Raw genomic sequence first — 25434 nt, forward strand, 5'->3', positions numbered from 1 at the left:
GAGCCCAAATGAATGCTACGACATATGGGCTGGATCTTGCAAAGTCCGTGTTCCAACTCTACTGGGTTGATCCAGAGACGGGAGAAACTCACAGCCGGCGCCTGAGTAACACCCAACTGATTCTCTTTCTGAGCAATCGGAGCTCCGGCAAAGTGGTACTGGAAGCATGTGGCGGCGCACACTGGTGGGCAAGAAAGATTATCAGCCTGGGCCATAAAGCCATCCTGGTTCACCCAAAGTATGTGCGACCGTTCGTGCGGACCAATAAGACCGATGCTGCCGACGCGCGCGCGATCTGGACAGCCGCGCAGCAACCTGGGATGCGAGCGATACCCGTAAAGACTGAGGCACAGCAAGCTCTACTGGGACTGCACCGAATTCGCTCGGAACTAGTCGACAGCCGCACGCGGCAGGTCAATCAGATTCGCGGCCTGCTAGGCGAATACGGTCTGCACTTCGTCGTTGGCCGCAAGGCCGGCATGGCGCAGATCCGCACCCGACTGAGCGAAATCGAGCAAACCATTCCGGCGCCCTTGTGGCGACTGATATCTCGTCAGTTAGAACGACTCAGGCAGCTAGATGCTGAAATCCTGATGGCCGAGCGGGAGATTGCTGCATGGCTGAAGACCGAGCCTGCAGCTCAATGCGTGGAAGCGATTCCGGGAGTTGGCCCGATCACCGCCACGGCCTTGGTTGCCACCATGGGATCTCCCCAGGCTTACCGCTCAGGCAGAGCCTTCGCGGCCAGCCTGGGCCTGGTACCTACCCAGAGTGGCACCGGCGGCAAGGTTCACCTTGGTCATATCAGCAAACGTGGTGACCCCTATTTACGCAAACTGCTGATCCATGGTGCACGCATCGTGGTGACTCGATCGAAGCAGCGACCGCGCTGGGTCGAGGCGCTGCTGGCCAGGCGCCCAACTAATGTAGCCATCGTCGCGCTGGCCAACAAGATGGCGCGCACCGCTTGGGCGTTGCTTGCTCATAGCCGGGTCTATGACCCCGGCTATGTCAGCAAACGTCCGGCGTAACAAGCACCCCCACGCAGGCTGGGGCACAAACGAATACCTTCAGGGTTGCGCAGGGTAATGAGATAAGGTGTGATGGCAAACTAGGTCGGACCGCGGGAACGCAAACTCGATGACGTCCACGAGAGGCTTACAGCCCGTTGTGGGAGATGGAGTCGTTCCCGGCTGATTCCATCAAGGTCCGCAGGCACGGTCCTGCACAAAGACCGGATATAAGACAGCAACCGATACTACAAGCCAAAGCCTTTCAACGAACCTTGGCATCCCGGGCGGTGTTCATATAAGACAGCAACCGATACTACAAGCCAAAGCCTTTCAACGAACCTTGGCATCCCGGGCGGTGTTCATATAAGGACGTCAACTCTCATATTCAGACGCTACTCAATTCCAGCGGCGGATGTCGCTGCTAGGGTGCGAAGTACACCCCTGCGGGCTGGAAGCGGCAGGGGATCCTTCCCCTGGAATGAGAGGTGTCATGAAGTTCCTCAGTGCCTTTATCAAGAGCCTGACGGCCGGCGGTATGGACGCCGCTCCCCATTGGCTCAATCTTGCTTATCTGCTCCTGTTTGCTGTCGCAGGCATCTTCTGGCTCGTTTCCACCCTGGCTGGCTGATTCCGGGCGCCCGGTGAGTTTGCTGGCGAGGCGACTGCCAGCCTTGATACGGTGCAAAGATAGTAAGATTTCCAGTTCACCGGTCATCGCCGCCTGCGTGTGAACGCCACCGCGGCAGGCTGACTCGTCCGGAACCGTGCCAGGAGCAGCCCTTGTTCGAACGCGCCAGACAGAACTTCGCCGCGCTAACCACCCGCGCCGGGTTTCACTCGCTGCGCCTTGTCAGGCAGACCGGCGAGCATTGCATGCTGCGGCGCGGGATCGCCGAACCGCCCTCCTTGACGCAGGACATGGGCGCCATGCTCAGCGTGCGCCTGGATGGCGTGGAAGCCTACTCCGCCACCAGCGATCTCAGCCTGGCCGGGCTGCAGGGCGCGCTCGACAGCGCCGAAGCGCTCGCCCGGCGAATCGCCGCGCACGGCCTGGTCGACCTACGCGGACTGGAACCGCCGACAGGCCACGCCCACTACGAATCGCCCGGCCTGCACGGCCATTTCCCCGGACTCGCCGAGCGCTTCGCGCTGCTGGCGGAGGTCTCCGCCACCGTACCCGCCGATTCGCGCCTGGTGAACTGGATCGTCTATCTCGATCACCAGCGCCACGAGCAGCTTTACCTCAATAGCGCCGGCGCCGAGCAATGGCAGGCGCTGCGCTTTGTCTATCCTGGCATCAGCGTGACCGCTTTCGACGGCGGCGACAGCCAGACCCGCAGCTTCGGCGGCTTCGGCAGCGGCCAGCAGGGCGGTGCCGAGGTCATGGCGCGCCTCGGTTTTACCGGCGCCGCATCCCGTGTAGCGGACGAGGCGCTGCAGTTGCTGCTGGCACCCAACGCCCCCAGCGGCGCCACCGACCTGTTGCTGATGCCGGACCAGATGATGCTGCAGATCCACGAATCCATCGGCCATCCGCTGGAACTGGACCGTATCCTCGGGGACGAGCGCAACTATGCCGGCACCAGCTTTATCGGGCTGGAGGACTTCGGCCGCTATCAATATGGCTCGCCCCTGCTCAATATCAGCTTCGACCCCGGCATCCCCGAGGAACTGGCCAGCTACGGCCACGACGACGAGGGCCAGCCCGCACAAAAGGAATTCCTGATCCGCGATGGCTTGTTGCTGCGTCCGCTCGGCGGCGCGCTGTCGCAGTGGCGCAGCGGGCTCCCGGGCGTGGCCAACAGCCGGGCCTGCAACTGGAACCGGCCGCCCATCGATCGCATGGCCAACCTCAACCTGGAGCCGGGCGACCGCACCATGGCGCAACTGGTCGGCGGCATCGAGCGCGGCATCCTGATGTCGTCAAACCGCTCATGGTCCATCGACGATGCGCGCAACAAGTTCCAGTTCGGCTGCGAATGGGGGCGCCTGATCGAAGACGGCGAGCTTAAGGGCGTGGTCAAGAACCCGAACTATCGCGGCGTTTCCGCCAACTTCTGGCGCAGCCTGGCTGCCGTGGGCGACGCCAGTACCTTCGAGGTGCATGGCACGCCTTACTGCGGCAAGGGCGAGCCCAACCAGGTGGTGCGCGTCGGCCATGCATCGCCGGCCTGCGTGTTCCGGCAAGTGGAAGTCTTTGGAGGGGCCGCGTGATGGCGGATGCGGAATCGTTGTTCGCGGCGCTTGCCGAAGATGTGCGCGCCGCGCTGGGCGAGGGTGAAGCCTTCACCCTGTGGTACAGCGCGGAGACGTCCGAGTTCATTCGCTTCAACCGGGCGCGGGTGCGCCAGGCCGGGCAGGTGCGGCAAGCCATGGCGAGCCTCAAGCTGGTTCGCGATGGCCGTCATGCCGACATCGGCATCGCGCTGTCCGGCGAGCCGGCGACCGATCGCCAGCGCCTTGCCGATGGGCTGCTGCAACTGCGCGAGGCAATTGCCCAGTTGCAGCCCGACCCCTACCTGTTGCTGGAGCGCGACCCGTGGCAGCGCGTGCTGGCCAATGCGGCAGCGCCGCCCGACAGTGCGGAGGTACTGGCGCAGATCGAGGCAGCCGCGCGTGGACTCGACCTGGTGGGCATCTATGCCGCCGGCCCGCTGTACCGGGGCTTTGCCAACAGCTTCGGCGCTTTCGGCTGGCATGCCGCGCAGGGCTTTCATTTCGACTGGAGCCTGTTCCATGCCAACGGTCAGGCGGTAAAGGCCGACTACGCGGGTGCGCGCTGGGACGCGGCGGAGTTTGCCGGCCGCTTTGCGGATGCGCGCCAGCAACTGGAACACCTGGGCAAGCCGCAGCGCGTTCTGTCGCCGGGCGACTACCGCGCTTATCTGGCCCCCGCCGCGCTCGAGGAGGTGGTGGGCATGCTTTCCTGGGGCGGCTTTTCGGCCCGCGCATTGGCGCAGAAGGAAAGTCCGCTGCAGCGCCTGTACGACGGCGGCGCCCGTCTTAGCCGTCTGCTGGATCTGGACGAACGGGCGAGCGGCATGCTGGCGCCCGCCTTCGGGCCCGAAGGCATTCCGCGCAGCGATGTCACGCTGGTACGCGCGGGACAACCTGCCGGCCGGCTGGTCTATCCGCGCAGCGCGCGCGAGTACGATCTGGCTGCCAATTGCGCCAGTGCCCGCGAAACGCCGCTATCCCTTGCGATGGGCGCTGGCGAACTGGCCCAGGCCGACGTGCTGGCGGCCCTGGGCACGGGTCTTTATATCGGCAATCTCTGGTACCTGAACTGGTCCGATACGCCGGCGGCGCGCATGACCGGCATGACACGCTTTGCCACGTTCTGGGTGGAGGATGGCTGCATCCAGGCGCCGGTTGGCACGATGCGGTTTGACGACAGCATCTACAGCTTCCTGGGCGAGCATCTGGAGGCGCTGACGAGCGAGCGGCAGTTGCGGGTGTCGAGCAGTACCTATGGGGAGCGGCAAACCGACTCCGCCCTGCTCCCCGGCGCGCTGACTGGAAAACTAACGTTGACACTTTGAGCGCATTGGCGGCCTCCATGCGCCGTCTTCCTTATCCAGCCGGTCTAGTTCGTCGAAGACTTTCGCCGCAGCCGTCAGCTTGCCCTGTGCGATCTCGCTCGAGCCAAGGGCCAGGATTTTCAGCAGCGCGGTGGTTTGCCGTTGGGCGCTATCCCTGGCAACGTCACTCTTCAGATTACTGGGTGGTTTGATTGAGCGTTTCACGATTGTTTCATGCGGATGGTTGCTGGATGGCCGAACTTATCCCGTATTCAACCCATCGTCCACTTCGCAAATCTGTCTGCGGCCACCCCGAACGGCTCGGTATTTTTTAAACCGGCTCCCGCGCCGCCTCCGTCAAATACTGGATCAGCGTCTCCGCAAACTGCGGCAGCTCCCTTCCCGGCCGCCGCACCAGGCGCAGGTCGCGCTTCGCCCATTCATCCTCCAGCGGGATAAACCGCAGCACCTTGCGGCTTGCATAGCGCCGCGCGCAGCTGTTGGGCACGATGGCGATCCCAGCGCCCGCTTCCACCATCCGGCACACCGCGTCGAAGCTGCCCAGCTGGATCCGCAGGCTGATGCGCTTGCCCATGCCGCTGGCGATCCGGTCCAGGAAAGACTGGATCGCGCTGAACTGGTTGAGGCCGACAAAGCGGCAGGTATCCAGCAGGTCGGCGAAATGCAGGCTGGTGAATTGCGGCAGCGGGTGGTTGACCGGCGCGATCACGATCAGCTCGTCGCTGCATAGCTGCATGACTTCGAGGTCATTGGTGGCTACCTCGCCGGCGACGATGCCAAGGTCCGCCGCACCGGCGCTGATGGACGAGACGATGGCCTGGGAAAGCTGCTCTTCCAGTTCGATGTCCACGTCCGGGTTCTCGGCCAGGAAGCGCGACAGCGCGGTGGCGAGGAAGGAGTTGGTGGCGGTGGTGTTGGCCAGCAGGCGCACGCGGCCCTTGACGCCCTTGGCGTAGGGGCGCAGGTCCGAGTGCAGGCATTCCAGTTCGCGGAACACTTCCCGCGCATGGCGCAGCAACGCGTCGCCGGCGGGCGTCAGGCGCACGCCCTTGACCTGACGGATCAGCAACTGGGTCTGAAAGGCTTCTTCCAGCTGCTTGATGCGGGTGCTGGCGGCGGGCAGGGAAAGGAAGCTGCGCTCGGCGGCGCGGGTCAGGTTTTCGGTTTCGCCGACGTTGAGGAAGAGGCGCAGGTCGGTCAGGTCGTAATGCATGTGTTTCGCTGGGCCAAAGGCCTCTATTGTGAATCGTGAATAGCAATGTCCCCGCCATCAATTTATCGTATTCGCGGTGGCAATAGAACCAGAAAGGCCGGTTCGTCCGTATTGCGCGGGCGAATACCGGATAGGCCCGTACGAGCGGGGCGGAATTCCCGCGCCGCCGCAAGCCGCCCAGGAGGACGACAAATGATAGTTCGGCGCTACAGCGCACGCAGGCGGGCGGCCCTGGCCGCCATGCTGGGCCTGGCATTCATGAGCGCCGGCGTTGCCGCCGCCGAGTATCCCGACAAGCCCGTGCGCCTGATCGTGCCCGCGGCGGCGGGCGGCACCACCGATATCGCCTCGCGCCTCGTCGGCAAGCGGCTGGGCGAGATCCTGGGCCAGCCCGTGGTGGTGGAGAACCGGGCCGGCGCCGCCGGCATCGTCGGCGTGCAGGCGCTGCGCCAGGCCGCGCCGGACGGCTACACCCTGATGATGGGCAATATCGGCCCCAATGCCATCAACTACGGCCTGTACAAGCAACTTCCCTACCGTGCCGAGGACTTCACGCCGGTCACCATGGTGGTATCGGTGCCCAATGTGCTGGTGGTCAACGCCAAGGTGCCCGCCCGTAACGTGGCCGAGCTGGTCGCGCTGGCGAAGTCCCAGCCGGGCAAGTTGTCGTTCGCCTCTTCGGGCACCGGCCAGTCGGTGCATCTGTCCGGCGAGCTGTTCAAGAAACGCACCGGCATCGACATCATCCATGTGCCGTACAAAGGTGCCGCTCCGGCCGTGGCCGACCTGATCGCCGGCCAGGTGACCATGATGGTGGACAACCTGCCCAGTTCCCTGCCGCATATCCAGTCCGGCAAGCTGCGCGCGCTGGCGGTGACCAGCGCCACCCGCGTGGCCGAGTTGCCCGACGTGCCGACCATGAAGGAGGCCGGGCTGGACGATTTCCAGGTGACTGCGTGGTTCGGGCTGGTGGCGCCGGCCGGCACGCCGCCGGCAGTTGTCACGCGCTTGCAGAAGGCGGTGGCTGGCATCCTGGCCGAGCCCGAAGTCAAGACCCGCCTGGCCGAACTGGGCGGTGTGCCGGGCGGCGACACACCCGAGCATTTCGGCAAGTTTATCGACGCGGAGCGGGTGCGCTGGGCCAAGGTGGTCAAGGATACGGGCATTCCGCAGCAATGAAGGCGTGCCGCGGAACGGCGCGCATGATCACGACACAACAAGGGGACAAGGCATGATGGAAACATCGAAAGCGCGCCACCGCAGGTCATGGCTCCGGGGCATGCTGATCGCCCCCTTCGCGGCGGCCCTGCTGGGCGCCAGCGCGGCTGCCCTCGCCGACACCTGGCCCAGCAAGCCGATCCAGCTGCTGATCCCCTATCCGCCGGGCGGCAGCGCCGACCTGCTGGCGCGCCCGGTGGCGGCCAAGCTGCAGGAGCGGCTCGGGCAGCCGGTGGTGCTCGACTACCGGCCCGGCGCCGGCGGCACCATCGCCAGCCAGCAACTCGCGCGCGCCAGGCCGGACGGCAATACGCTGATCGTGGTGCTGGCCGCGCATGCCATCAACGCCAGCCTCTATCCCAAGCTGCCGTACGACACGCGCAAGGATTTCTCGCCGGTGTCGCTGGTGGCCAACCTGCCGCTGATCCTGGCCGGCAGCCCCTCCTTGAAAGCCAGGACGGTGCCGGAGCTGATCGCCGCGGCCAAGGCGGCGCCGGGACAGCTTACCTTCGCCTCCGCCGGCAACGGCAACACCGGGCACCTGGCCGGCGAACTGTTCGACAGCCTGGCTGGCGTCAAGATGACCCATGTGCCGTACAAGGGCAGCGCCCAGGTGGTCAACGCCATGCTGGCGGGCGAGGTGCAGCTGACTTTCGACAGCATCTCCACCTCGATGCCGCATATCCGCAGCGGACGCCTGAAAGCGCTGGCCGTGACCAGCGCCAGGCGCGCCACGCTGGCGCCCGACGTGCCCACGCTGGCCGAGGCCGGCGTGCCGGGCTTCGACATCAACGGCTGGTACGCGGTGCTGGCGCCGGCCGGCACGCCGCCGGCGATTATCGACAGGCTCAGCCAGGAGATCGCGGCGGTGCTGGCCCAGCCCGACCTGCGCGCCAACCTGGCAGCCAACGGCTACGAGCCGGTGGGCTCCACGCCGGCTGCGCTGGGCGCGCATATCGATGCCGAGATCGCGCGCTGGAGCAAGGTGGTGAAGGAGTCCGGCGCGCGGCTGGAGTGAAACGTTAGTTAGTCATTACCCGGCCTGGCGAGCGCCTGGCCGCCGAGCAAATCCGTACAAATCCGTAGACAGGAGTCAAAGCATGAGTGGAATGATGGCAGGCAAGGTAGCGCTGGTGACCGGCGCGGGCGGTGGCATCGGGCGCGGCGTCGCGCTGGAACTGGCCAAGGCGGGCGCCAAGGTGGTGGTCAACGACATCGGTGTATCGCTCACCGGCGAAGGCGGCGATGCCGGGCCCGCGCAGCGCGTGGTCGACGAGATCGTTGCCGCCGGCGGCATCGCGGTGGCCAATACCGACAGCGTGTCGAGCTGGCAGGGCGCCAACGCCATCGTGCAATGCGCGATCGACAACTTCGGCCGCATCGACGCCGTGGTCAACAACGCCGGCAACCTGCGCGACCGCATGTTCTTCAAGATGAACGAAGAGGAGTGGCGCTCGGTGATCGACGTCCACCTCAACGGCACTTTCTTTGTCAGCCGCGCCGCCGCCAACCACTTCAAGGACCAGGAGAGCGGCGCGTACGTGCACATGACCTCCACCTCCGGCCTGATCGGCAACCTGGGCCAGGCCAACTATTCGGCTGCCAAGCTTGGCATTGCCGCGCTGTCCAAGTCGATCGCGCTGGATATGGCCCGCTTCAACGTGCGCTCGAACTGCATCGCGCCGTTCGCGTGGAGCCGCATGACCAGCTCGATTCCTTCCGAGACCCCGGAAGAGAAAGCCCGCGTGCTCAAGCTGCAAAAGATGGAAGCCAACAAGGTCGCGCCGATGGCCGCCTTTCTCGCCAGCGATGCCGCGCATGAAGTCAATGCGCAGATCTTTGCCGTGCGCGCCAACGAGATCATGCTGATGAGCCAGCCGCGTCCGGTGCGCTCGGTGCATATGAGCGAAGGCTGGACCCCGGAATCCATCGCCGAGATCGCCATCCCCGCCATGCGCAACAGCTTTTTCAAGCTCGAACGCTCGCCCGACGTGATCAACTGGGACCCGATCTGACGCCATGCCGCTCGACTACGAACGCATCAAGAACTGGGACTTTCCGGAGGTCAGGCAGACCTACGGCGAGAAGGATTCCATCTTCTACGCGCTGGGCCTTGGCCTGGGCGAACAACCCACCGATCCGCGCCAGTTGCGCTACGTTTACGAGGCGCGGCTCAAGGCGTTTCCCACGCAGGCCGTGGTGCTGGCCTACCCTGGCTTCTGGATGCAGGACCCGAAGAGCGGTATCGACTGGGTGCGCATCGTGCACGGCGAACAGCGCCTGCGCCTGCATCGTCCGCTGCCGGCGGCCGGTACCGTGCGCGCCCGCGCACGGGTGACACATGTGATCGACAAGGGCGCCGACAAGGGCGCGCTGGTGATCGTGGAACGCACGCTGGTGGACGATGCCACCGGCGCTGAACTGGCTACCGTGAACCACACCACGTTCTGCCGCGCCGATGGCGGCTTCGGCCAGGGCGATACCGCGCCCGAGGCGCTTCCGGCGGCGCCGGCACGCGCACCGGACGAGCAGCGCAGCCTGGCGATCCTGCCGCAAGCCGCGCTGCTCTACCGCCTCAATGCCGATCCCAACCCGCTGCACGCCGATCCCGAAGTGGCGCGCGCCGCCGGCTTCGACAAGCCCATCCTGCATGGGCTGTGCACCTATGGCGTAGCCGCCCGTGCGCTGGTCGATACCTTTGCCGATGGCGATGGCGACCGCCTGCTCGAGCTCAACGTGCGCTTCTCCCGGCCGGTATTTCCCGGCGAAACCCTCGAAGTGCGCATGTGGCGCGAAGGCGCCGGCCGCGTGCTGTTCGACGCTCGGGTGCCCGCGCGCGACGTTACCGTGCTCAGCAACGGCGTAGCGGAGTTCCGTGCATGACGACAACGACAACAACAATGAAGAGCGCGCTTGACGGCGTACGCGTGCTCGACCTCTCCCGCATCCTGGCCGGCCCGTGGTGCGCGCAGAACCTGGCGGACCTCGGCGCCGAGGTGATCAAGGTGGAGCGCCCCTGCGTGGGCGACGACACCCGTTCCTGGGGCCCGCCCTGGCTGCCGGACGGGGAGGGAAAACCCTCGCGCGATGCGAGCTACTACGCCGGCGCCAACCGCGGCAAGCGCTCGGTCACGCTCGATATCGCCAGCGCCGAAGGGCAGGCCATCGTGCGCGAGCTGGCGGCGAAATCGCAGATCGTGCTGGAGAACTACAAGGTCGGCGACCTGAAGCGCTACGGGCTTGACTACGAAAGCCTCAAGGCCGTCAATCCGTCGCTGGTCTATTGCTCCATCACCGGCTACGGGCAGGAAGGCCCGAGCGCGCATAAGCCGGGATACGACTTCATCTTCCAGGGCATCGGCGGGCTGATGAGCATTACCGGCGAGCGCGACGACCTGCCCGGCGGCGGCCCGCAGAAGGTTGGCGTGGCCGTGGTGGACATGCTTACCGGTATGTATGCCACCGTGGCCGTACTGGCTGCACTGCGCCATGCGGAGCGTACCGGCGAAGGCCAGCGTATCGACATGGCGCTGCTCGATGCGGTGGTCGCAGTCGGCGCCACGCCCATCCTTGCGCAGAAGATCACCGGCAAGACGCCGCAGCGCTTCGGTAACGCGCACGCCAACATGGTGCCGTATCACGTGTTTGCCACCGCCGACGGGTACATGATCGTGGCGGCTGGCAACGACGGGCAGTGGCAGGGATATTGCCGCGGTGTGCAGCGCCCGGACCTGGCGCAGGACGAACGCTTCACCACCGGCACGGGCCGCATCGTCAATCGCGATGTACTGGTGCCGCTGCTGGAGGCCCATATGCGCACGGGCACTACCGCGCGATGGGTGGAAGCACTGGAGCGCGAGGGGATTCCTTGCGGGCCGATCAACGACTATGCGCAGGTGCTTGAAGATCCGCAGGTCCGGTATCGCGAGCTGCAGGTGGATATGGTGCGCAGCGACGGCGGTGTGTGTCCCACGGTGAAGAGCCCGCTACGGCTGTCGGCTACCCCGGTGCGGTACGACTCGGCGCCGCCGCGGCTGGGGGAGCATACCGAGGCGGTGCTGGGCGAGATTCTCGGGATGTCGGCTGAGAGGATCGAGGCGTTGCGGGGGAAAGGCGTGGTTTGAGGGGGCACCGCGGGCCGGCGTTGCCGCCGGTTGCTTGTCCACCGGACATGATCCATATCAATCCTCATGTGCCCGGTTCCCGGCAAAATACTCCTGAATTGCAAGCCTTCCAACTCCCACCCAAGGTGAGGCCCATGTTCCCGGAATTCCGCGACCAGATATCCATCCTCAAGACACAAGACGCCCACTTCGCGCGGCTGTTTTCCCGCCACAACGAGCTGGACCAGGAGATCAAGAATATGGAGGCGGGCGTGGTGCCCGCCGATGGCGCCGCCATCGAAGTCCTCAAGAAGGAGAAGCTACACTTGAAGGACCAGCTCTACGTCATACTGCGCAAGGCTTCGGCTTCCTGACGCCAATTCCATCTCCGCCAATCAAAGGCCATCACATGTTCAAACACATCCTGCTTCCCGTTGACGGGTCGGAACTCTCGCAAAAGGCAACCCCTGCGGCCATTGAGTTTGCGCGGACGACCGGCGCCAAACTGACGCCCTACATCTGCCTGGAGGAATATCCCTTCCTGCAGTCCAGCGACGCGGGCCATGAGAAGAGATCGGTTTTCGAGCATCGCATCGAGGCGGCAGCGCGCGAGGAACTGGCGAAGATCGAAGCCGCCGCGGCGCAGGCGGGCGTACCGTGCACAGGTGCCACCTCCATTGCGGCCGCGCCTTATCGGGGCATCATCGCCATGGCGAAAGAGCTGGGTTGCGACGTTATCTTCATGGCCTCGCATGGCCGGCGCGGTATCAGCGGCCTGCTGCTCGGCAGCGAGACCCAGAAAGTGCTGACACATAGCGATATCCCGGTGGTGGTGTTCCGCTGAGCGCGGCTTGCGTCTCTCCCGCTTGCGGGTGAGACGCAGCGTATCGGAAGGTCAATGCCAGCGAACCGCCCTTGTGCAACCTGGTGCCGCTACTCCCCCCACCACCGCGACCCCCCCCTAGTTCACGCTATCCCCCTCCGGGGACCGTCTGGCGCCCGGCCATATGGCCATCTCCCGGCGGCTCAGGCCGCGCATTCCATCATCTGCCGCTGCCGGTATTCCCCCGGCGCCACGCCGGTCCATTTCTTGAACGCCCGGTGGAAGGTGCTGGGTTCGGAGAATCCTACGCGCAGCGCCACCTGCTGCAGCGGCAAGTCCGTGTGTTCCAGGAAGGCAATGGCGGCATCGCGGCGCAGGCTGTCCTTGATGCTCTGGTAGCCGCGGCCTTCATCGCGCAGGCGGCGGCGCAGCGTTTGCGGCGTCAGGCGCAGCGTCTCGGCCATTTGCTCCAGCGAGGGCAACTCGCCGTCCAGGTGGCAGCGCAGGTGGCGGCGGATACGCTCGGCCAGGCAGGAGTCGTCGCGGTAGCGGGTCAGCAGGTTGCGCGGCGTGTCATGGAGGAACTCCCGCAGGCTGCCCGCGTCCTGTACTACCGGCAGGCGCAGCCAGCTGGCGTCGAAGTGCAGTGCGGTGTACGGCTGGCCGTAGCGGACCCGCGTGTTGAAGACCCGCTCGGTGTCCGTCAGGCGGGCCTGTCCGCCAGTCTGGCCCGTGGCAGACGCTGCCATGTCCACGCCGGCGAGCGGGATGCGCCGCGCCGCCAGCCAGTTGGCCACGCCATAGGCCTGGAAGGCAAAGGTGGATTCGGCGTAGTGCCGGCAGGGCGTGGCGGGCGCGCGCGGCAGTAGCAGCAGGGTGGCGACGCCGCCGCGCTGCTGCAACCGCGGGACGAAATCGTCCAGGTGCAGGCGGTACTGGTGCAGGCCGGCGCGCAGGGCGTCTTCCAGCGTGGCGCAATGGATCAGTGCCTGGCAGGCCTGCGCGAACACGCCCGGCGCCACCGGTCGGCAGAGCAATCCCCAGAATTCGTCGCGCATGACGCGGCGCATGGATCGCATCAGCGCGGCAAACTGGCCCTGGGTCACGCGCGCGCTGGGCGATTGCAGTAAGGCCGGCGAAATGGCCGCGCGGCGCAGCAAGGCGTCGATGTCGCAGCCCAGGCGCCTCGCACCCTGAATGATCTGGTGCACCTGCAGGACCGCGATGGTATGGCGCGCGGGTGGCTGGCCGGCGCCGGCGCGCGGCGCCTCGTGCACGCGCGGCAGTCGCGCGGCGATTGCGCCGGCCGGGCGGGAGCCGAGCGGCACCGGCATCGATGAAGGCGCGGGCGCTCTGAGTACGGCGATTTGCATGGTCTCCTTGTCCTCGTTGGACACCCTGGTCAGTCCGGCCATCCGCGCCTTCGCTGCACCGCAGCGCGCCAGGCGCATGGACGGATGCCCGTCAGGTACCGGTTCGGTGCCGGTTCTCTGCCGGCCATGCTCGCCAGTTAGCCCGATGCGGCGCACCTGCACAATCCGGATTTACCAAAGGCAGGCTTTTTCCTGAGCGATTCGGCCAATCAATTTGGGCCGAATGGTCATTGTCCACGCAGTGCAGCATCGCGCAATCTCATCTCTTGCCGGCACCAGGCCATTGGGGCGTGGCGGGCGCTTCAACGATGGGAGGCAAGATGCAGTCAGAACGTCGCAGGACCCTGATGCGGTTTGGCGCGGCCTCGCTGGCCGCGGGCGGCGGCTTCGCCGGGCTGGCCAGCGCGTTCGCGCAAGGCACCGGGGCGTCCGGCTATCCGGCCCGGCCCGTGCGTCTGGTCGTGCCGTATCCGGCCGGCGGCGCCACCGATGTGCTCGCGCGCGCCATTGCCGCTCCGCTCGGCCAGCAGTGGCAACGCACGGTGGTGGTGGAGAACCGCCCCGGCGCCAGCGGCATGATCGGCGCCGACGCGGTGGCCAAGGCCGCTCCCGACGGCTACACGCTGTTGCTGACGCTGACTAGCGTGGTGCAATTGCCCAGCCAGTACGCCAAGCCGCCCTTCGACCCCGTGCGCGACCTGACCGCCGTGTCGGAACTGGCGACCACGCACCTCGTGGCGGCTGCCAACTCGTCCATGCCAGGCAACCTTGCCGAGATGGTGCAGCTGGCGAAGAGCCGTCCCAAGGCTTATTCCTACGGCACCTACGGCACCGGCAGCGGCGCCCATCTCTATATGGGGGTGTTCACCGGCACTGCCGGCCTGGACATGGTCCATGTGCCATACAAAGGCGAGGCGCCGCTGCTCAACGATCTGCTGGGCGGCCAGGTGTCGCTGGGCACGATTTCCGTGATGGGAATCAAGCCGCACTTACGGACAGGCAAGCTGCGCGCGCTGGCGGTGGTGGGCAACACCCGCGCGCCCCTGCTGCCGGATGTGCCGACCTTCCAGGAACTGGGCTACCGCGGCCTCGACGGCCCCGGCTGGTTTGGCCTGTTCGCCCCGGCCGGCACGCCCCGGCCTATCGTGGACAAGGTTTCGGCGGATGTGAACGCCATCCTGGCCAGCCCCGATATCCAGCAGCGCATGACCGACCTCGGCTTGATCGTGAAAGGGTCGCGGCCGCAGGAGTTCGCCGAGGTGGCGCGTGCCGACCAGGCTTACTGGGCCGGCGTGATCCGCAAACTCAATATCCGGCTCGACTGAGCCAGCAGCACTCTCCGGATCTCTCCGGCCCCCTCTGGAACCGACCTAACAGGAGCAGCGATGCAGCACACGCGCCGCAAGGCATTGCAGCAGATCGGAGCCGGCGCCCTCGCCGCCGGTGGCCTCGGGCTAGGCTTGCGCCCGGCCCGCGCAGATAGCTTCCCGGCCAAGCCGGTGCGGCTGGTCGTGCCCTATCCGGCGGGCGGTGCCACCGATGTGCTGGCGCGCGCCATTGCCGAGCCGCTCGGCAAGATGTGGCAGCGCCCCATCGTGGTGGAAAACCGCCCCGGCGCCAGTGGCATGATCGGTGCCGACGCCGTGGCCAAGGCCGATGCCGACGGCCATACCGCGCTGCTGACCATCACCACCCTGGTCCAGGCGCCGAGCCTGTACGCCAAGGCGCCTTTCGACCCGGTGCGCGATTTTGCGCCGGTGTCCAACCTTGGCACCACCAGCCTGGTATTCGCGGTGCACAACTCGGTGCCCGCCACCACGCTGGCCGAGTTCATCGCGCTGGTGAAGTCCAGACCGAAGCAATTCAACTACGGCTCCTTCGGCACCGGCTCCAGCGGCCATCTTTTCGGGGAAGTCTTCAACGACGCCGCCGGGCTTGACATGACCCATGTGTCCTACAAAGGCGAGGCGCCCGAGCTGAACGACCTGCTTGGCGGCCAGGTGCCTGCCGCCATCATCTCCGTCATGGGCGCCCGCCCGCACACCGCCACCGGACGGCTGCGCGCGCTCGCGGTGACCGGGCCGGCGCGCGCACCGCAATTGCCAGACGTGCCGACCTTCCGCGAGTGCGGCATCGCCGGCATGGATGCGATGGGCTGGTTCGGGCTGTTGCTGCCGGCCGCCGCGCCGCGCCCGGTGGTGGAGAAGTTCTCCGCCGACGTCAACCGCGTGCTGGCGATGCCCGCCGTGCGCGGCCGCATGAGCGAGATGGGCGTGGTGCTCATGGGCAGCACGCCGGACGCCTTCGGCGACACCATGCGCAGCGACTACGCGCGCTGGGGCAAGGTCATCCGCACCCGGAATATCCGCCTTGACTAGAGCCCAGCCGGCGGCGGCCGGCGATTTCCTTACTTTGTGTTCGCCATGAATCAAGTTGCTTGCGCTTCTCCCTCCCCGGCCTGCCGCTCCCCCTTCTGGCCGCCCGGCATGCCGGCCGAGGTGCGCGTTCCACGCACCAGCCTGGCCTATAACGTCGAGGTCGCCGCCCGGCGCTATCCCGGCAAGACCGCAATCCAGTACCTCCATACCCCCATCACCTACGCCAGCCTGCACGCACAGATCGAACGCATGGCCGGCTACCTGCAGCAAGTTGGCGTGGCGCCGGGCGACCGGGTGGTCCTGTTCAGCCAGAACTGCCCGCAGTTCATCGTGGCGTACTACGCCATCCTGCGCGCCGAGGCCGTGGTGGTGCCGGCCAACCCGATGTGGCTGACCGGCGAACTGGAGCATGTGGTGGACGATAGCGGCGCGGTGGCCGCCTTCGTCGCGGCCGAGCTGTATCCGCGCATCGCGCCGCTGCACGGCGCCAGGCTGCCGCATGTGATCGTGCACCAGTACGGCGACATGCTCGACAGCGCCTACGGCACCGACGGCATACCCGCCTGGCTTTACGAGCGCGCGCCGCTGCCCGCATCCGCGCCGGAAAACGCCACCCTGGCGCAGTGGACGCAGGCTGACGCCGCGGGCCATGTCCCGCGCGAGCACCAGGCTGGCTACGACACCCTGTGCATGCTGGCCTATACATCCGGCACCACCGGCAATCCGAAGGGCTGCATGCATACGCACGGATCGCTGATGAGCGCCGCGGTGGGCTCGCAGTTGTGGCGCGGCGCCAGCCCGGAAGGCGTGTCGCTGTCGGTCGCGCCGATGTTCCACCTGCTCGGGATGCAGAACGGCATCCATGCACCGCTTTACCTGGGCGCCACCATTGTGCTGCTGCCGCGCTGGGATCGCGCGCTGGCAGCAGACCTGATCGAGCGCTACCAGGTTTCCACGTGGGGCGCCCCGCCCGCCATGCTGGTGGACTTCTTCGCGCAGCCCGGCATCGCCGAGCGCGATCTTTCCAGCCTCGCCTACCTGGGCGGCGGCGGCGCCGCCATGCCCGACGCCGTGGCAACCATGCTGCAGGAGCGCTTCGGGCTGCCCTACGTGGAGGCTTACGGCCTGACCGAAACCGCCGCCTTCCTGCTGTCCAACCCGCGCCACCGGCCCAAGCGCGAATGCCTGGGCATCGCCACCTTCGGCGTGGACGCGCGCGTGATCGACCCGCACACGCTGGCCGAGTTGCCGCAGGGCGAACTGGGCGAGATCGTGACCCACGGCGCGCAGGTGATGCGCGGCTACTGGCGCAACCCGCAGGCCGATGCCGAATCGTTCGTCGAGATCGATGGAAAGCGCTTCCTGCGCACCGGCGACCTGGGTCTCATGGATGCCGAAGGCTACTTCTTCATGCGCGACCGGCTCAAACGCATGATCAATGCGTCCGGCTTCAAGGTCTGGCCGGCCGAGGTGGAGAACCTGCTCTACGGGCATCCCGCCATTCACGAAGCCTGCGTGATCGCCGCGCGCGATGCGCGCCGGGGCGAGACCGTGAAGGCGGTGGTGGCGCTCAAGCCGGGCGCGCGCGGCACGCCCGAGGCCGGTGCCGAGCAGATCATGGCGTGGTGCCGCGAGCGGCTGGCCGCTTACAAGGTGCCGCGCATCGTCACCTTCGTCGATGCCCTGCCCAAGTCCGCCACCGGCAAGATCCAGTGGCGGGCGCTGCAGGAGCAGGAGCAGGGACAAGATCAGGACCCGCCGCCGCAACCGGAAGCCGCCGGACGCGCGGCCTGAACGCTACAAGAGGAGACAGCATGAAAGCAACGAGACGCAACTGGCTGGGCCAGGCGGCAGCACTGGGCGGCGGCGTGCTGCTGGCCGGATGGCAATGGCCGGCACTGGCGCAGGGCAACTATCCGGCACGGCCCATTCGCATGGTGGTGCCTTATCCCGCCGGCGGCGGCACCGACACTATCGCGCGCATGATCGGCCAGCGCCTGACCGAGGCCTGGGGCCAGCCTGTCGTGGTCGACAACAAGCCCGGCGCCAGCGGCATGCTCGGCAACGACATCGTGGCCAAGGCGCCGCCAGATGGCTACACAGTGCTGCTCGGCATTACCGCCATGATCCAGTCGCCCGGTCTGTACAAGCGCATTCCCTATGACGTGACGCGCGATTTCGCGCCGGTCTCGCTGATTGCCAGGTCCTCCGACCTGTTCGTGGTGCCCAACCGGGTGCCGGCCAATACATTGTCCGAGTTCGTCGCCCTGGCCAAATCCGGCAAGCTCAGCTACGGCTCCTACGGCAACGGCACTTCCTCGCACCTGCACGGCGAGCTGCTGAAGATGCAGGCGGGGCTGGAGCTGACGCACATCCCATACAAGGGCGCTGCGCCGCTGATGAGCGACGTGCTTGGCGGGCAGGTGGATTCGGCCTTCGTCGACGTGACCTCCGCCAACAGCCATCTGAATAGCGGCAAGTTCAAGATTCTCGCCATCACCGGCACCCAGCGCTACAAATCGCTGGCGGCCGTGCCGACTTTCGCGGAAGCCGGTTTCGCCGGGTTTGAGCCGAGCGGCTGGTTCTCGGTATTCCTGCCGGCCAATACGCCGCGCGACGTGGTCAATCGGCTCTCGACCGAGATCGGCCGCATCGTGCGCCTGCCCGAAGTCTCGCAGAAGCTTTCGGCTATGGGGCTGCAGCCGGTCGGGTCCTCTTCCGAAGAGCTGGCGGCGCTGGTCGCGACGGATACCCCCAAGTGGGCCCGCATCGTGCGCGACGCGCACATCCAGCTCGACTGAGACGGCGGATTTATGCCGCTTTCAACACATATGCGCTGATTGACTGCGAGGCCGGGCAGGCGGTACTGCAACGCAACACGGCTCGTACCGGCTTGAAGAAAGGAAGGCAACAGGCAGCCCGGACCCTCGGTCGTGCCGCGCAACGCAATATCCATCAAGGAGACATCATGGGAAATACCGACAAGAACATGGCAATGGCAGCCCGCAAGGTGCCCTGGATGAATGAAGAACTGGGCATGTTCCAGGACACCGTGCGCCGCTTCGTCGAGCGCGAACTGGTGCCGAATGAAGCCCGCTGGGCCGAACGCGGCTACATCGACCGCGAAGTCTGGAACCGCGCGGGCGAAGTCGGCCTGCTGTGCGCCAGCATTCCGGAAGAGTACGGCGGCGGCGGGGGGAACTTTGCGCACGAGGCGGTGATCTGTATCGAAATGGCGCGTGCCATCGCCACCAGCCTGGGCAACGGCGTGCACAGTGGCATCGTGGCCCATTACTTGCTCAACTACGGTACCGAGGCGCAGAAGCGCAAATGGCTGCCCCAGATGGCGTCAGGCGCCATGGTGGCCGCCATCGCCATGTCGGAGCCCGGCGCGGGCTCCGATCTGAAGTCGGTACGCACCCGAGCGGTGCGTGAAAAGACCCAGAACGGAGACATCTATCGCATCAACGGTGCAAAAACCTTTATCACCAACGGCTACCACGCCGACCTGATCTGCGTGGTGGCCAAGACGGATCCCGAAGCCGGCGCGCGCGGCGTCTCGCTCATCATGGTCGAGACCCGGGACCTGCCCGGCTTCAGGCGTGGACGTATCCTTGAAAAAATCGGGCAGAAGGGCCAGGACACCGCCGAGCTGTTCTTCGACGATGTCTGCGTGCCGGTGGATAACCTGCTGGGCGAAGAGGAGGGGAAGGGTTTCTATCAATTGATGCAGCAACTGCCGCAGGAGCGCATGATCATCGCGCTCGGTGCGGTGGCGAGCATGCAGCGCGCCATCGAACTCACGACCGACTACGTACGCGAGCGGCAGGTGTTCGGAAAACCGCTGATCGATATGCAAAACACACGCTTCAAGCTCGCGGAGTGCAAGACCGAGGCAACCATCGCCGCGACCTTCGTCGATGATTGCATGGTGCGTTTGCTCGCCGGCGAACTCGATGCCCCCACCGCGGCGATGGCCAAGTGGTGGTGCTCGCAGAAGAACTGCGAAATCATCGACGAATGCCTGCAACTGCATGGCGGGTACGGCTATATGCTCGAATACCCGATCGCCCGCATGTATGCGAACGCGCGGGTCAGCAAGATTTACGGCGGCTCCAACGAGATCATGAAGGAGCTGGTGGCGCGCACGCTTTGATGCGCGAGGGGCCATGCGGGCAGCCACTCATGCCAACGTCGTAGGACGTTGGAAGTAGGCTGCCCGCAAAGCCCCGCGCAGTGCGGGTTGCAGATAACAATGCGTGCTTCTCGTTACAAAACCAACTGTGCAGGGAGTACAGGAAAGGTGTAATGTGTGTCACAAGACATGGTTCAAATGCCCGTCGCGAGTGGGGCCTGGGGTGGTGGTACGGTGAGTCGAGCGGATCCGTTGCACAGTTGCAAAGTTCGTCAACCGAGTCTCAGTTCCTGCCGTTATTTGACTATGATTAAGTAAAGATTTCGCAACATGGCAGCACCGCCAAGCCGGGGTGGCGGAGCCGCAAACGCTGCCGCGGAATCTTGAGTTGTAGTAGATGTAGTAGATCTACCTTCGCCTCGGACGGGACTCTGACGGGAGTGAGGTATGGACATTTTCGGCCACTACGCCACACGATTCGAAGCTCGCAAGGAAGAGGAATACAGCATCCAGGAGTATCTGGATATCTGCAAGAAGGATCCTTCCGCCTATGCGACCGCGGCCGAGCGCATGCTCGCCGCCATCGGTCAGCCTGAACTGGTGGACACCCACCACGATCCTCGGCTGTCCCGCCTGTTCTTCAACAAGGTCATCAGGATCTATCCGGCCTTCCGCGAGTTCTACGGCATGGAAGACACGATCGAGCAGATCGTCGCCTTCTTCAAGCATGCCGCGCAGGGTCTCGAGGAACGCAAGCAGATCCTCTACCTGCTCGGGCCTCCGGGCGGTGGCAAGTCCTCGCTGGCGGAAAAACTCAAGGCACTGATGGAGCAGGTTCCCATCTATGCATTGAAGGGCTCGCCGATCCATGAATCTCCGCTCGGGCTGTTCTCGCCCGAGGAGGACGGCAAGATCCTGGAAGAGGACTATGGCATCCCGGTGCGTTATCTCAACACCATTGCCTCGCCATGGGCCGTCAAGCGCCTGCACGAGTTCAACGGCGACATCACGCGCTTCCGCGTGGTCAAGCTGCGTCCCTCGGTGCTCTCGCAGATCGCGATCTCGAAGACGGAGCCCGGCGATGAAAACAACCAGGACATCTCCTCGCTGGTCGGTAAGGTCGATATCCGCAAGCTGGAAGATTTCCCGCAGGACGATCCCGATGCTTACTCGTACTCCGGAGGCCTCTGCCTGGCCAACCGCGGGTTGCTCGAGTTCGTCGAAATGTTCAAGGCGCCTATCAAGGTCCTGCACCCGTTGCTGACCGCCACCCAGGAAGGAAACTACAAGGGTACCGAAGGCTTCGGCGCGATCCCCTTCGACGGCATCATCCTGGCGCACTCGAACGAGGCCGAGTGGACGACCTTCAAGGCGGACAAGAACAACGAGGCTTTCCTCGACCGGATCTACATCGTCAAGGTGCCGTACTGCCTGCGCGTGTCGGACGAGGTGAAGATCTACGACAAGCTGCTGCGCAGCAGTTCGCTGTCGGCCGCGCCCTGCGCGCCCAATACCTTGAAGATGATGGGGCAGTTCGCCGTGCTCACCCGCATCAAGGAGCCGGAAAATTCGAACATCTTCTCCAAGATGCGCGTCTATGACGGCGAGAGCCTGAAGGACGTCGACCCCAAGGCCAAGTCGTACCAGGAGTACCGCGACTACGCCGGCATCGACGAAGGTATGAACGGCTTGTCCACGCGCTTTGCCTTCAAGGTCTTGTCCAAGGTCTTCAATTTCGACAACACCGAGGTGGCGGCCAATCCGGTGCACCTGCTCTATGTGCTCGAGCAACAGATCGAGCGCGAGCAGTTCCCGCCGGAACAGGAGGCCAAGCTGCGGTCTTACATCAAGGAGTATCTGACCGCACCGTTCGTGGATTTCATCGGCAAGGAGATCCAGACCGCTTACCTGGAGTCGTACTCCGAATACGGCCAGAACATCTTCGACCGCTATGTGGTGTTTGCCGACCTGTGGATCCAGGATCAGGAATATCGCGACCCGAACACCGGCGAGATTCTCGACCGCAACGCGCTGAACGACGAGCTTGAGAAAGTGGAAAAACCCGCGGGGATATCCAACCCCAAGGACTTCCGCAACGAGATCGTCAACTTCGTGCTGCGGGCGCGGGCCAACAACGCGGGCAAGAACCCCGCGTGGACCAGCTACGAGAAGTTGCGCATGGTGATCGAGAAGCGCATGTTCTCCACCACTGAAGACTTGCTGCCCGTGATCTCGTTCAACGCCAAGTCCTCTCGCGAGGACCAGGACAAGCACGCGAACTTCGTCAACCGCATGGTTGAGAAGGGCTACACGGCGAAGCAGGTCCGCTTACTTGTGGAGTGGTATTTGCGCGTAAGAAAATCATCGTAACGGCGCCTGGACGAGGCCTCTCCAAGAGGGCAAGCATATGGCCACGGTCATCGATCGGCGCGAGAATGGCGGCAACAAGAGTGCCGTCAACCAGCAACGCTTCATCAAACGCTACCGCGAGCAGATACGCCAGGCGGTAGCGAAGGCGGTGTCTGGCCGGAAGATCATGGACATCGAGCAAAGCGGGCAGGTGTCCATTCCGGTCAAGGACATCTCCGAACCTGCCTTCCACCACGGCCAGGGCGGCCGGCGGGAGTGGATCCATCCGGGCAACAAGAAATTTGTCCGGGGGGATAGCTTCGACCGCCAGCAGCAAGGCGGCGGTGGAGGCGGCTCCAAGGCAAGCGATTCGGGCGAAGGCGAGGATGATTTTGTCTTCACCCTGTCGCGCGAGGATTTTCTCAACTTCTTTTTCGAGGACATGGCGCTGCCGGACATGGCCAAGCGCCACCTCGCCAAGATCGCCGAGGTCCGCAAGGTCAGGGCTGGCTTCTCCATCGACGGTACCCCTTCCAATCTGTCCATCCTGCGCACGATGCGAAGCTCGCTCGGGCGGCGCATCGCCTTGTCGAGCCCCTACCAGAAAAAACTCGTGCTGCTGGAGCAGGAATACGGCGAAGTGCTGGAGCAGGACGGGCCTTATTCGGCACGCGCGCTGGAACTGATGAAGGAGATGCGCCATCTGCGCTCCTGCGTGGAACGCGTGCCCTTTATCGAGAAGCTCGACCTGCGCTACAACAACCGCGTGCTGAAGAAGCGGCCGCAGGCGCAGGCGGTGATGTTCTGCCTGATGGACGTCTCGGGCTCCATGGACGAGAGCCGCAAGGATCTCGCCAAGCGCTTCTTCATGCTTCTGTATCTCTTCCTCAAGCGCAATTACGATCGCATCGACGTGGTGTTCATTCGCCATCACACGGTGGCGAAGGAAGTCAACGAAGAGGATTTCTTCCATTCGCGCGAATCCGGTGGTACGGTTGTATCCAGCGCGCTCAAGCTGATGGTCGAGGTGATCCAGGACCGTTATCCCGCCAGCCAGTGGAATATCTACTGCGCCCAGGCGTCGGACGGTGACAACTGGGCGGGCGATTCGGAGTTGTGCGGGCGCTTGCTGCGCGAGTCCATCCTGCCGCTGGTGCAGTATTACGCCTATGTGGAGGTGGCTTCGGAAGAGCCGCAGAATCTCTGGGAAGAGTATCTGGCGGTGAAGGAGCGCTACGAGAACTTCGCCATGCAGCGCATCATCGGGCCGGACGAGATCTATCCCGTGCTGCATGACCTCTTCCAGAAGAAAGCGGCCTGGCCGTCGAGCCGCTGAGGCAGGTTTTTCCCCCTCTCTCCTCTGGGGAGAGGTAGGGGAGAGGGATGGTTTTCAGGCGCGGACGCTTCGTCGATGCACCCGCCCTCTTCCCCGGCCCCTCTCCCGCTCGCGGGAGAGGGGAACAACCCAAGGTCGTTTTGAGACTGACACGCGGGCATGGGCTTCACCCGCAACGGGGGTCGTAAATGGCATATCTCTCCACCGGCTCGGAGTGGACCTTCGAGCTGATCCAGCGCTATGACCGCGAAATCGCTCGCATTGCCGGCGATTTCGGCCTGGACACCTATCCCAATCAGGTCGAGATCATTACCGCCGAGCAGATGCTCGACGCGTACGCGTCGTCCGGGCTGCCCGTCGGCTACAACCACTGGTCGTATGGCAAGCATTTCCTGGCGTCGGAGCGCAGCTACCAGCGCGGGCATATGGGGCTGGCCTACGAGATCGTGATCAACTCGAATCCCTGCATCGCCTACCTGATGGAGGAGAACACCATGCCGATGCAGGCGCTGACAATCGCGCACGCCTGCTATGGCCACAACTCCTTCTTCAAGGGCAACTACCTGTTCCGCACCTGGACCAATGCGGACGCCATCATCGACTACCTGCTGTTCGCCAAGAACTATGTAGCCGAATGCGAGCAGCGTTACGGCGAGCAGGAAGTGGAACAGCTGCTGGATTCCTGTCACGCGCTGCAGAACTACGGCGTGGATCGCTACAAGCGCCCCAAGAAGCTCTCCATTGCCGAGGAGCAGGCGCGCCAGACCGAGCGGGAGAATTACCTGCAGACGCAGGTCAACGACCTGTGGCGCACCCTGCCCAAGCACCGCGCGCACGCGCTCGAAGACGATGAAGGGCTGGAGCGCGATGTGCCCTTCCCGCCGGAGCCGCAGGAAAACCTGCTCTACTTCATCGAGAAGAATGCGCCCAAGCTCGCGCCCTGGCAGCGCGAGATCGTGCGCATCGTGCGCAAGATCGCGCAGTACTTCTATCCGCAGCGCCAGACCAAGGTCATGAACGAAGGCTGGGCCACGTTCTGGCACTACACCATCCTGCACCAGCTATATGAGGAGGGCCTGGTCAACGACGCCTTCATGATGGAATTGCTGCAGGCGCACACCAACGTGATTTACCAGCCGCCGTACAACAGCCCGTACTACAGCGGCCTCAACCCGTACACAGTGGGTTTCCTGATGTTCCAGGACCTGCGCCGCATGTGCGAGAACCCGACCGAGGAAGACTATCGCTGGGCTCCGGAATTCGCCGGCAGCGACTGGCGCAAGACGCTTGACTTCGCCATGCGCAACTTCAAGGACGAGAGCTTCCTGCTGCAGTTCCTGTCGCCGCGCGTGATCCGCGAGCTCAAGCTGTTCTCCGTGCTCGACGACGACCGCGAAGGCAAGCTGCGCGTGACCGCCATCCATGACGACGAGGGCTACCGGAATATCCGGCAACTGCTGGCCAACCAGTATGACCTGTCGAATATGGAGCCCAATATCCAGATCACCAACGTGGATGTGGGCGGCGACCGCTCGCTGACGCTGCGCCACCTGCAGAACGACCGCCGTCCGCTGGCGCAGAACTTCGACGAGGTGATCCGCCACGTCACGCGGTTGTGGGGCTTCACGGTGCGGCTGGAGGTGGCCTACGAAGATGGCCGCCGCGAATCCAAGTACGAATGCAAGCCGGAACGCCGGCATCGCAAGGCCGCGTGATCGCTCCGTTCGCGCGCAGGCGACATAGTCGGCGCGGGCTTCGAAGCCGGCACCGCTCACCACCACGCCGGTGTCTTGCTGGCGGATGGCATCGACACGCCGTCCGGTCTCCACATGTAGCGAGCGCGCCGGCGCCCGCGGCAGGCTCTGCATGCCGCCGGCCAGCGAAGTGGTGCTGCAGCCGCGCGCGCCGAAGCCGCTGGCCAGCAGCATCGGCGCGCGCGGACCAGGCCGGC

Annotated in this window: 22 protein-coding genes and 1 pseudogene; 19 read left to right on the forward strand and 4 right to left on the reverse strand. The window is 64.9% G+C overall.

Annotation, left to right across the window (positions count from 1 at the left end; all coding sequences use genetic code 11):
- The first annotated feature begins 8 nt into the window (after positions 1-8).
- The 4 genes from ACZY0R_RS08310 to ACZY0R_RS08325 all read left to right on the forward strand — a co-directional run bounded on the left by ACZY0R_RS08310 (position 9) and on the right by ACZY0R_RS08325 (position 4555).
- Complete coding sequence (locus ACZY0R_RS08310) at positions 9-1031, forward strand: IS110 family RNA-guided transposase (protein ID WP_488857956.1); 1023 nt, start codon at positions 9-11, stop codon at positions 1029-1031.
- Between the two features lie 472 nt (positions 1032-1503).
- Positions 1504-1641 carry a hypothetical protein gene (locus ACZY0R_RS08315; protein WP_488857957.1) on the forward strand — a complete coding sequence of 46 codons (138 nt, stop codon included), beginning with the start codon at positions 1504-1506 and terminating at the stop codon, positions 1639-1641.
- A gap of 152 nt (positions 1642-1793) precedes the next feature.
- On the forward strand, positions 1794-3227 hold the full coding sequence (locus ACZY0R_RS08320; RefSeq protein ID WP_488857958.1) for a TldD/PmbA family protein: 1434 nt from the start codon (positions 1794-1796) through the stop codon (positions 3225-3227).
- The gene (locus ACZY0R_RS08325) at positions 3227-4555 is read left to right on the forward strand and encodes a TldD/PmbA family protein (protein ID WP_488859582.1); all 1329 of its coding nucleotides are present in this window, start codon (positions 3227-3229) and stop codon (positions 4553-4555) included. Before ACZY0R_RS08320 ends, ACZY0R_RS08325 begins: the two co-directional genes overlap by 1 nt.
- On the opposite strand, the gene ACZY0R_RS08330 is transcribed toward ACZY0R_RS08325, so the two are convergent.
- The gene (locus tag ACZY0R_RS08330; protein ID WP_488857959.1) at positions 4538-4759 is read right to left on the reverse strand and encodes a hypothetical protein; all 222 of its coding nucleotides are present in this window, start codon (positions 4757-4759) and stop codon (positions 4538-4540) included. The genes ACZY0R_RS08325 and ACZY0R_RS08330 overlap by 18 nt on opposite strands.
- A gap of 106 nt (positions 4760-4865) precedes the next feature.
- Positions 4866-5768 (reverse strand): LysR family transcriptional regulator, encoded by a 903-nt coding sequence (locus ACZY0R_RS08335; protein ID WP_035863199.1) that lies wholly within the window; start codon positions 5766-5768, stop codon positions 4866-4868.
- A 192-nt stretch (positions 5769-5960) separates the two neighbouring features.
- Here ACZY0R_RS08335 and ACZY0R_RS08340 point away from each other — a divergent pair, with 192 nt between their 5' ends.
- From ACZY0R_RS08340 to ACZY0R_RS08370, 7 genes are all read left to right on the forward strand, one after another.
- A complete protein-coding gene (locus ACZY0R_RS08340) occupies positions 5961-6947 on the forward strand; it encodes a Bug family tripartite tricarboxylate transporter substrate binding protein (RefSeq protein WP_488857960.1) in 987 nt (328 codons plus the stop codon).
- A 100-nt stretch (positions 6948-7047) separates the two neighbouring features.
- Positions 7048-8004, forward strand: coding sequence for a tripartite tricarboxylate transporter substrate binding protein (locus tag ACZY0R_RS08345; RefSeq protein ID WP_488857961.1), 957 nt, complete (start codon positions 7048-7050; stop codon positions 8002-8004).
- 82 nt (positions 8005-8086) lie between these two features.
- Entirely contained in the window at positions 8087-9001 is a 915-nt protein-coding gene (locus ACZY0R_RS08350) for an SDR family NAD(P)-dependent oxidoreductase (protein WP_035863195.1), read from the forward strand.
- 4 nt (positions 9002-9005) lie between these two features.
- Positions 9006-9869: a MaoC/PaaZ C-terminal domain-containing protein gene (locus ACZY0R_RS08355; protein WP_488857962.1), complete on the forward strand. Its 864-nt coding sequence runs from the start codon at positions 9006-9008 to the stop codon at positions 9867-9869.
- Positions 9866-11110, forward strand: a complete 1245-nt coding sequence (locus ACZY0R_RS08360) for a CaiB/BaiF CoA transferase family protein (protein ID WP_488857963.1) — start codon at positions 9866-9868, stop codon at positions 11108-11110. The genes ACZY0R_RS08355 and ACZY0R_RS08360 overlap by 4 nt, the downstream gene beginning before the upstream one ends.
- Before the next feature lie 134 nt (positions 11111-11244).
- On the forward strand, positions 11245-11463 hold the full coding sequence (locus ACZY0R_RS08365; protein ID WP_488857964.1) for an HP1242/YdcH family protein: 219 nt from the start codon (positions 11245-11247) through the stop codon (positions 11461-11463).
- A 35-nt stretch (positions 11464-11498) separates the two neighbouring features.
- The gene (locus tag ACZY0R_RS08370; protein WP_488857965.1) at positions 11499-11933 is read left to right on the forward strand and encodes a universal stress protein; all 435 of its coding nucleotides are present in this window, start codon (positions 11499-11501) and stop codon (positions 11931-11933) included.
- A gap of 182 nt (positions 11934-12115) precedes the next feature.
- On the opposite strand, the gene ACZY0R_RS08375 is transcribed toward ACZY0R_RS08370, so the two are convergent.
- Positions 12116-13285, reverse strand: coding sequence for an AraC family transcriptional regulator (locus ACZY0R_RS08375; RefSeq protein WP_488857966.1), 1170 nt, complete (start codon positions 13283-13285; stop codon positions 12116-12118).
- A gap of 320 nt (positions 13286-13605) precedes the next feature.
- Between ACZY0R_RS08375 and ACZY0R_RS08380 the strand changes: the two genes are divergently transcribed.
- The 8 genes from ACZY0R_RS08380 to ACZY0R_RS08415 all read left to right on the forward strand — a co-directional run bounded on the left by ACZY0R_RS08380 (position 13606) and on the right by ACZY0R_RS08415 (position 25198).
- On the forward strand, positions 13606-14610 hold the full coding sequence (locus ACZY0R_RS08380; RefSeq protein ID WP_488857967.1) for a tripartite tricarboxylate transporter substrate binding protein: 1005 nt from the start codon (positions 13606-13608) through the stop codon (positions 14608-14610).
- 60 nt (positions 14611-14670) lie between these two features.
- Positions 14671-15663, forward strand: a complete 993-nt coding sequence (locus tag ACZY0R_RS08385) for a tripartite tricarboxylate transporter substrate binding protein (protein WP_045235414.1) — start codon at positions 14671-14673, stop codon at positions 15661-15663.
- Between the two features lie 45 nt (positions 15664-15708).
- Entirely contained in the window at positions 15709-17457 is a 1749-nt protein-coding gene (locus ACZY0R_RS08390; protein ID WP_488857968.1) for a long-chain fatty acid--CoA ligase, read from the forward strand.
- Positions 17458-17477: 20 nt separating this feature from the next.
- Positions 17478-18464: a Bug family tripartite tricarboxylate transporter substrate binding protein gene (locus ACZY0R_RS08395; protein ID WP_045235412.1), complete on the forward strand. Its 987-nt coding sequence runs from the start codon at positions 17478-17480 to the stop codon at positions 18462-18464.
- A gap of 194 nt (positions 18465-18658) precedes the next feature.
- Positions 18659-19819, forward strand: a complete 1161-nt coding sequence (locus ACZY0R_RS08400) for an acyl-CoA dehydrogenase family protein (protein WP_488859584.1) — start codon at positions 18659-18661, stop codon at positions 19817-19819.
- Positions 19820-20245: 426 nt separating this feature from the next.
- The gene (locus tag ACZY0R_RS08405; RefSeq protein WP_488857969.1) at positions 20246-22168 is read left to right on the forward strand and encodes a PrkA family serine protein kinase; all 1923 of its coding nucleotides are present in this window, start codon (positions 20246-20248) and stop codon (positions 22166-22168) included.
- A gap of 37 nt (positions 22169-22205) precedes the next feature.
- Positions 22206-23483, forward strand: coding sequence for a YeaH/YhbH family protein (locus ACZY0R_RS08410; RefSeq protein ID WP_488857970.1), 1278 nt, complete (start codon positions 22206-22208; stop codon positions 23481-23483).
- A 188-nt stretch (positions 23484-23671) separates the two neighbouring features.
- Positions 23672-25198 carry a SpoVR family protein gene (locus tag ACZY0R_RS08415; RefSeq protein WP_035863177.1) on the forward strand — a complete coding sequence of 509 codons (1527 nt, stop codon included), beginning with the start codon at positions 23672-23674 and terminating at the stop codon, positions 25196-25198.
- 24 nt (positions 25199-25222) lie between these two features.
- Here the strand turns inward: ACZY0R_RS08415 and ACZY0R_RS08420 are convergent.
- Positions 25223-25411: pseudogene (locus ACZY0R_RS08420) on the reverse strand (FAD-dependent oxidoreductase); the annotation flags it as partial.
- Positions 25412-25434: the final 23 nt, after the last annotated feature.

It is taken from the genome of Cupriavidus sp. F041, from assembly GCF_057814235.1.

Bases quoted from the DNA above. Each gene is read 5' to 3' on its own strand.
- ACZY0R_RS08355 (WP_488857962.1), top strand. From the start codon at position 9,006: ATGCCGCTCGACTACGAACGCATCAAGAACTGGGACTTTCCGGAGGTC.
- ACZY0R_RS08390 (WP_488857968.1), top strand. From the start codon at position 15,709: ATGAATCAAGTTGCTTGCGCTTCTCCCTCCCCGGCCTGCCGCTCCCCC.
- ACZY0R_RS08370 (WP_488857965.1), top strand. From the start codon at position 11,499: ATGTTCAAACACATCCTGCTTCCCGTTGACGGGTCGGAACTCTCGCAA.
- ACZY0R_RS08360 (WP_488857963.1), top strand. From the start codon at position 9,866: ATGACGACAACGACAACAACAATGAAGAGCGCGCTTGACGGCGTACGC.
- ACZY0R_RS08410 (WP_488857970.1), top strand. From the start codon at position 22,206: ATGGCCACGGTCATCGATCGGCGCGAGAATGGCGGCAACAAGAGTGCC.
- ACZY0R_RS08350 (WP_035863195.1), top strand. From the start codon at position 8,087: ATGAGTGGAATGATGGCAGGCAAGGTAGCGCTGGTGACCGGCGCGGGC.
- ACZY0R_RS08380 (WP_488857967.1), top strand. From the start codon at position 13,606: ATGCAGTCAGAACGTCGCAGGACCCTGATGCGGTTTGGCGCGGCCTCG.
- ACZY0R_RS08335 (WP_035863199.1), bottom strand. From the start codon at position 5,768: ATGCATTACGACCTGACCGACCTGCGCCTCTTCCTCAACGTCGGCGAA.
- ACZY0R_RS08385 (WP_045235414.1), top strand. From the start codon at position 14,671: ATGCAGCACACGCGCCGCAAGGCATTGCAGCAGATCGGAGCCGGCGCC.
- ACZY0R_RS08400 (WP_488859584.1), top strand. From the start codon at position 18,659: ATGGCAGCCCGCAAGGTGCCCTGGATGAATGAAGAACTGGGCATGTTC.
- ACZY0R_RS08325 (WP_488859582.1), top strand. From the start codon at position 3,227: ATGGCGGATGCGGAATCGTTGTTCGCGGCGCTTGCCGAAGATGTGCGC.
- ACZY0R_RS08315 (WP_488857957.1), top strand. From the start codon at position 1,504: ATGAAGTTCCTCAGTGCCTTTATCAAGAGCCTGACGGCCGGCGGTATG.
- ACZY0R_RS08375 (WP_488857966.1), bottom strand. From the start codon at position 13,285: ATGCAAATCGCCGTACTCAGAGCGCCCGCGCCTTCATCGATGCCGGTG.
- ACZY0R_RS08405 (WP_488857969.1), top strand. From the start codon at position 20,246: ATGGACATTTTCGGCCACTACGCCACACGATTCGAAGCTCGCAAGGAA.
- ACZY0R_RS08345 (WP_488857961.1), top strand. From the start codon at position 7,048: ATGCTGATCGCCCCCTTCGCGGCGGCCCTGCTGGGCGCCAGCGCGGCT.
- ACZY0R_RS08415 (WP_035863177.1), top strand. From the start codon at position 23,672: ATGGCATATCTCTCCACCGGCTCGGAGTGGACCTTCGAGCTGATCCAG.
- ACZY0R_RS08340 (WP_488857960.1), top strand. From the start codon at position 5,961: ATGATAGTTCGGCGCTACAGCGCACGCAGGCGGGCGGCCCTGGCCGCC.
- ACZY0R_RS08310 (WP_488857956.1), top strand. From the start codon at position 9: ATGAATGCTACGACATATGGGCTGGATCTTGCAAAGTCCGTGTTCCAA.
- ACZY0R_RS08395 (WP_045235412.1), top strand. From the start codon at position 17,478: ATGAAAGCAACGAGACGCAACTGGCTGGGCCAGGCGGCAGCACTGGGC.
- ACZY0R_RS08365 (WP_488857964.1), top strand. From the start codon at position 11,245: ATGTTCCCGGAATTCCGCGACCAGATATCCATCCTCAAGACACAAGAC.